This window comes from Siphonobacter curvatus (assembly GCF_002943425.1).
Taxonomy (GTDB): domain Bacteria; phylum Bacteroidota; class Bacteroidia; order Cytophagales; family Spirosomataceae; genus Siphonobacter; species Siphonobacter curvatus.
This window is the reverse complement of the sequence record NZ_PTRA01000003.1, coordinates 393,432-399,970: the sequence shown is the minus strand read 5'-3', so window position 1 is coordinate 399,970 and position 6,539 is coordinate 393,432. Positions and strand designations below refer to the sequence as shown.

General features: G+C 48.8%; 4 protein-coding genes, 1 pseudogene and 1 riboswitch. Of the genes and pseudogenes, 2 read left to right on the top strand and 3 right to left on the bottom strand.

Annotated elements, in window-relative coordinates; all coding sequences use genetic code 11:
• The 3 genes and pseudogenes from C5O19_RS18745 to C5O19_RS18735 form a co-directional block, all read right to left on the bottom strand.
• Positions 1-260: pseudogene (locus C5O19_RS18745) on the bottom strand (polysaccharide biosynthesis/export family protein); the annotation flags it as partial.
• A 272-nt stretch (positions 261-532) separates the two neighbouring features.
• On the bottom strand, positions 533-1,441 hold the full coding sequence (locus C5O19_RS18740; protein WP_243406442.1) for a tyrosine-protein phosphatase: 909 nt from the start codon (positions 1,439-1,441) through the stop codon (positions 533-535).
• Positions 1,442-2,165: 724 nt separating this feature from the next.
• Positions 2,166-2,798, bottom strand: coding sequence for an acetyltransferase (locus C5O19_RS18735; RefSeq protein ID WP_104714905.1), 633 nt, complete (start codon positions 2,796-2,798; stop codon positions 2,166-2,168).
• A 187-nt stretch (positions 2,799-2,985) separates the two neighbouring features.
• A riboswitch (SAM riboswitch) is annotated at positions 2,986-3,097 on the top strand.
• A 202-nt stretch (positions 3,098-3,299) separates the two neighbouring features.
• Here C5O19_RS18735 and C5O19_RS18730 point away from each other — a divergent pair.
• Together C5O19_RS18730 and C5O19_RS18725 are read left to right on the top strand one after the other, a co-directional pair.
• A complete protein-coding gene (locus C5O19_RS18730; RefSeq protein ID WP_104714904.1) occupies positions 3,300-4,604 on the top strand; it encodes an O-acetylhomoserine aminocarboxypropyltransferase/cysteine synthase family protein in 1,305 nt (434 codons plus the stop codon).
• Positions 4,605-4,678: 74 nt separating this feature from the next.
• Positions 4,679-6,052 (top strand): homoserine O-acetyltransferase family protein, encoded by a 1,374-nt coding sequence (locus C5O19_RS18725; protein ID WP_317046511.1) that lies wholly within the window; start codon positions 4,679-4,681, stop codon positions 6,050-6,052.
• Positions 6,053-6,539 lie beyond the last annotated feature (487 nt).

Below are 6,539 nucleotides of genomic sequence, written 5' to 3'. Positions count from 1 at the left end.
CCTTGAATCATAGCTTGGGACTCGGGCAGATTAAAGACGGCCGAAGCCTCGGGGTTTAAGCTACTGACGGTAATGGAGAGCACATCGCCGACCTGCACACGGGGTGTGTACTGCTGAGCAATGTTGAGGGAATCAATGGTTGTATTGGGGCCTTCCTGGAAGAGCGCTAGGTTCTTCGAGGATACGCAACCCGTAAAAATACTGCTAGCTATAACTACGGCGGCTAACTTTCCAACCGCGACTAAACGTTTAGCATTCACAGCGTTAGTAGGACAATACGCTTTAAAAAAGGAGAAAAGGCTGGTTTGCATATACTGCTGGTTCAAATAAAATACAATTTTTTGTTAACTACCTAGATGAGGCACAATTGTTTCGAAAACACGAAACTTTAGTGGTAAAAAACAAGATAATTACCATAAATAACCATGACTTTTGACCTCATTTATTTACAAACCAAAGAAAATGGTGTTTTCCTAATCCTATCTCAACATAGATAGTGCAAGGAAAATATTAAAATAATACTATAATTAACTTACAGAAGCGAGCTGTTACGTAAGGGCTGCGTCTTGAGTTGCTTATAGTCCGATATGTTAAATAAGCGTTCAAAGCGGGGCAAGTCGGCCGGACGGTGCAGATCGCTACCAATAAAATCTACCCAGCCGTTTTGCAACAGGATTTTTCCCTGTTTACGGGCTTGATCGCCGTATTTACCCGTCAATGACATCGCATTGAGTTGCAAAAGGCAACCCGCCTGCCGGTGGCGCTCGAGCTCAGCCTCAAAGTTATGATAGTATTTATAGCGCTCGGGATGAGCCAAGATGGGTGTATACCCCGCGGCTTGAATGCGAAAGATGAGATCGGTCAGATGTAAAGGAGCCGAGGACCAAGCCGTTTCCACGAGCAAGTATTTTTCCGCGCCGAAACTCAGGACTTCTTTTTTATTGAGAAGATCCAGGAAGAAGTCGTCGAGCAGGTATTCCGCTGCTACCTCAACCGTCAACGGGAGGTTATGTTCCTTCACCAGCGCCTGTAGTTGTTCTTTCGCCTGAAGCAACTGCTCGGGTTTATTAGGGAAGTAATCCCTACTCACGTGCGGCGTGGTCACTACTTTTTCAATGCCCCATTCTACATACTGCTGCAAACAGGCTAGGGAATCTTCCCAGGTAGAAACGCCATCATCTACACCAGGTATTAAATGGGAATGAATGTCAACTTTCCAAAAGCAGTCTTTGACCGGTTCTTCCTCGATTGGATGGGCGGGAAAAAATCGATTTTTCAAACGCTGCCATATACTTTCAGAGCTCATGGATTTAACTATAGTACGAACATCCGAGGGGCGGGCTGCTTCCTTCTCCCGTAGAGACGAAATCCCATCACCCGTCGGAATGGGAACTGTTCCTTGTTCAACATGCGAAACTAGTTCATCAATTTCCGTATTCATAATATAGTAAGGGGTTAGATGTGTGCTTACTCCCTAGCGGCGTAAAGCTCCGTGCTTTTGAAAGCAAGCAAATCGTCCATGAGATGCGTATAAAGGCCCTTTTATCATCCGTGCTACATCCGTACGGACCTACGTAAAAATTTAAAATAATTCAATGGGTTCGAAACTCGTAAAAACCGCAATTCGTAAAAATCATCCGTTTCCCAAAGTGAGTCTAATACCTTTCATCGGTTTGCCACGAGCAAATGAACGGTTTAAACGCGCCACTAATAAGCAATGGCTTATCACCTAAAACTACGTAGATCCAGAAGTTTTGGATGTGTAGAAAAGATTTTTTTCGAAAAACCGATCGCCTATATTTTAATTAAACTTTACAGGCTTTCCATAGATTCAAGCTGGGGCAGAAGAATATTAAAAAAATTATACCAATTCAACGAAGACGTTTACAGGGGCTGTTGCAACAATCGTTAATTCCTTTTGTATCAGCCCCCTAGAACGTTTTCAGCCACATAACATTTGATATGTCACTTTTGTTATAAAAAAAATACAATTATTAGTTTCGTAGCTCCCTTCCTTTTAAGGGAGACTTTACGGGATTTATCTTGCCAAGTTAAGGACCTATCATGCGCATTCGTGCCGCTGTTTATCGCTTCTTTAAGCGGGCCATAAAAAAAGCGCTTCGTTGACAGGAAGCGCTTTTTTTACCAGATGATAAGCTTAACTTTTACATCTTTTTTGCCGGATTGCCAAAGACCGTAGCACCCGCTGCGATATTTTCAATCACGACTGAACCGGCCCCAATGCGCGCATTTTTTCCAATTTCTACGCCCGCTACAATCGTTACCCCGGCCCCAATAAAGGTATTCTCACCAATCTTTGCGCCCGTGCCAATCACACTTCCCGCACCGACTTGCACAAAATCTTCAAGTTCCGCTTCCGTATCCACGATGGCTCCCGCGTGCAGCAGACAATGGTTATTTACCTTGGAAAAGGGCTGAAGAATTACGCCAGCAGCTACGAGATTCCCATGACCCACGTGGGCATCTTCGGAAATAATGGCGGAAGGATGGACGGCATTGACGGGTTGCACCTGCCGGGTTTCGTGCAGGAATTCAACCAGACTTTTACGCTCCGTGCGGTCCTCTACCGCTACGAACGCTTCACACTTCTGGCCAATGAGCTTGGTAAAGCCTTCATTATCGGTGGCCCCAAAGACGGAAATATCCCCGATTTCGGTCCCGTGCGTGGTTTCATCATCGTCTAAAAAGCCATACACGAGCACTTGATTACGATTAAAAATATCCAGGGCGGTTTTACCCAGGGTTTTAGCTCCAAAAATGAGAACGGGATTTTCCATACGCTAGCAATTAGTCATCGATAAGGGATAAGCCCCTACCAGGCAAAAATAGTTCATACCGAAAGGATTCCCATACCTACTCTTAAACTCCATCCAGCGCAGGCCGACAAAAAATCTTGCCTTCTTTTTAACATTGTTTATTCCTTGCGTAAGTTTGCAGCTGAAAAGTCAGCCGTTTGCGCGCGTTGGCTTATCGAGAAGCGGGGAGAGACGGGCTCTGTGAACCGCTGGCAACCTATTCCATGGGGAACAAGGTGCTAATTCCTGCCCTGAAGAAGGTCTTCAGGGAGAGATAAGTGAAGCACCCTTTATGCAACGGACTACCCCATCGCCCGGGGCGGCATCTTCGCCCCACCTTCTTGTTCCTTCGTTGGTTTACATTCTGCCTTTTCGGGCTTGCTACTCTTTTTGTTGGTTGCATACGGAATATCGCTTCAGGGGTATTCAACGCTTACTCTAAATCCTATTTATTTTCTTTTCACGCATTAATTCTGCAACAACATGTCTGAATTACGTTTTGAAACGCTCCAGCTACACGCGGGGCAACAGATTGATCCCGCTACCAACGCCCGAGCCGTCCCCATTTATCAAACCACGGCTTATCAGTTCAATGATTCCGAGCACGGCGCCCGGCTCTTTGGTCTACAAGAGTTCGGTAATATCTATACGCGAATTATGAACCCGACGCACGATGTGTTTGAAAAACGCATCGCTGCGCTGGAAGGAGGCGTTGCCGCGCTATCGGTAGCCTCGGGACACGCCGCTCAGTTTATCGCCATCAATAATATTACGACCGTAGGGGACAACTTTGTGACGACTTCCTACCTCTACGGGGGTAGCTACAATCAGTTTAAGAACTCCTTTAAAAATATTGGCGTGGAAGCCCGCTTTGCCGACGGTGATAAAGTAGAATCCTTCGAGCGCCTGATTGATGAGAAGACGAAATTCTTGTACCTGGAAACCATTGGCAATCCCGGCTTTAACATTCCAGATTTTGACGCCTTTGCTGCCCTGGCGCAAAAGTACGATTTGCCCCTGATCGTGGATAATACCTTCGGTGCGGGCGGTGCCATTGCCCAGCCGCTTAAACACGGGGCCCATATTGTCGTGAGCTCCGCCACCAAATGGATTGGGGGCCACGGGACGACCATGGGCGGTGTGATTGTAGATGGGGGTACGTATAACTGGGGTAATGGCAAGTATCCACAGTTTACCCAGCCTTCGCCCAGCTACCACGGCTTAGTGTTAAATGATGTCTTCGGCGTAGGGGGTCCCTTTGGTAATATTCAGTTTATCATCCGGGCCCGGGTCGAAGGCCTGCGCGACTGGGGACCATCTCAGGCCCCGTTTAATAGCTTTTTACTCTTGCAGGGACTCGAAACGCTTTCCCTGCGCGTGGAGCGCACCAACGACAATGCGCTGGCGCTGGCCGAGTGGCTGCAGGGCCATTCCGCCGTGGAATACGTCAATTACCCCGGCCTAGCCAGCAGTCCTTACCACGAACTAGCGCAGAAGTACCTGACGCGGGGCTTTGGGGGCGTGTTGACCTTTAAGCTACGGGCGGGAAAAGACGTAGCGGACCGCCTGGTCAACCACTTACAACTCATTAGTCACGTGGCAAACGTAGGCGACGCCAAAACGCTCATTATTCATCCCGCCAGCACGACGCACTCCCAGCTTTCCGAATCCGAACAAGCCAGTGCCGGCGTGGCACCGGGATTGCTACGGGTATCGCTGGGACTTGAGCACATTGAGGATATCAAGGCCGATATCGAGCAGGCGCTGGCCGCCGCGTTGGCAGTCTAAGTCTTATACGAAAGAGCGGGTTTTGACCCGTTCTTTCGTAACGCATACACGTTTTACCATTAATGCTTTTCAAGTTGTCTGCTTTACAAATTTTTCATTACCCGCAGGAGTTTTCACTGGAATGTGGTCAGGTACTGCCCGAAATTCAACTGGCTTATCATACGTTCGGAACGCTGAATGCGGCGGCCGATAATGTGGTATGGATTTGCCATGCGTTGACGGGAAACTCGGACGTAACCGACTGGTGGAACGGCCTGGTGGGGGAAGGCAAACTGCTCGATACGCGTCAATATTTTATCGTCTGTGCAAATGTACTCGGATCCGCTTACGGCTCAACCTCAGCGCTTTCCATGAATCCCCTGACCGGAGAACCCTATTATCAGGATTTTCCGTTGATTACCATTCGGGATGTGGTTGGTAGCCTGGATTTACTGCGGCAACACTTGGGTCTTACCCGCATTCGCATGCTGGTGGGCGGCTCGCTGGGGGGCCAGCAAGCCCTGGAATGGGCCATTCAGCAACCCGACCTTTTTAAACAACTCATTCTCATTGCCACCAACGCCCGCATGTCGCCCTGGGGCATTGCCTTTAATGAATCCCAACGCATGGCCATTGAAGCCGATCAAACCTGGCAGGAGCGGCGCGCCGACGCGGGTCTGCAGGGCATGAAGGCAGCTCGGGCTACGGCCCTGCTGAGTTACCGCAGTGCGGTGATGTATGAATTTACCCAGGCGCGCGAAGAATCAGCTCTGGAACACTTCCGGGCGAGCTCGTACCAGCGCTATCAGGGGGAAAAAATTGCCAAGCGCTTTAATGCGTTTTCTTACTATACCCTCTCCCAGATGATGGATTCCCACGATGTGGGTAGAAACCGCGGGGGAGCCATGAGCGCCTTAAACCAAATCAAAGCCCAGACGCTCATCATTGGCATTCAATCCGATGTTTTATTTCCCGTAGAAGAGCAGCGGTTTCTGGCCCGCTACATTCCCAATGCTGAGCTTACCGAAATTGACTCGCTCTACGGTCACGATGGTTTTTTGGTAGAAAACGAGTTAATGACCAAAACTATCCGCACCTGGGAGTTGTCCAATCAACTGGGGGCTTTGGAGGAAGAGGAAGAGCTCATCATCCGCGACCGCGTACAAGTCGACGTTCGCAAAGGGGTGCGCGAATACATTGCCGTGGATAATATTTCGTTTCTGGCCCTGCCCTACACGATTCATTTAATCAATGGGCACCGCATTGAATCGGATGCCCTCCTTGAAAAAGTGAGCCAGGCCCTGCAGGAAAATTACGATTTTGCCCAGCTCACCCAAGAGCTCCCGCACATCTTAGCCAATTTGCGCCACATTCGCAGTTTTGATGCTACTACCCAGCGGATTTATTTGAGTGACGGTAGAAGTCAAACCCTACCCCCCAAGTTTCCATTAAAATCCCTGGATTCATAAGCATGGCCAGCAGCCTGTGTTAGCAGCACTCCTGCAAGCCTAACTCGCTAGGGCTAACCACCCGGCAGCCTTACTTCTGGCTTCGTACGTAGCAAAGTAGGCTTACGTTCCAATCAGTAGCATCGAAAGCGGGACGCGAAACCGTTTGTACCGGTTCATATGGATTCGTAGGCGTCAGGCTACGGGAAAGACCGAAGGTATCCAAGGCAACGGAGCTGGAAAGACAAGAATTACCCCCTTACAAACACAAAACCCGGATACCCTTAGAAAGGATAACCGGGAGTGCGCAAACCCATCCAATGGCGGCAGGAGAGGCTTATCAAACACTCATGGGCCGCGTCAAGCATTTCCTATCTGGAAATCTAAAACACATATGGCGGTATGAGTTATGGGGTAAACGAGAACGTTTTTCTTGGACAACGTCCTAAAGTAAATACATCCAGGAAGTAAAAGCAAGTGATCCTTTTCTCGTTTGTCAGCCAGTGCT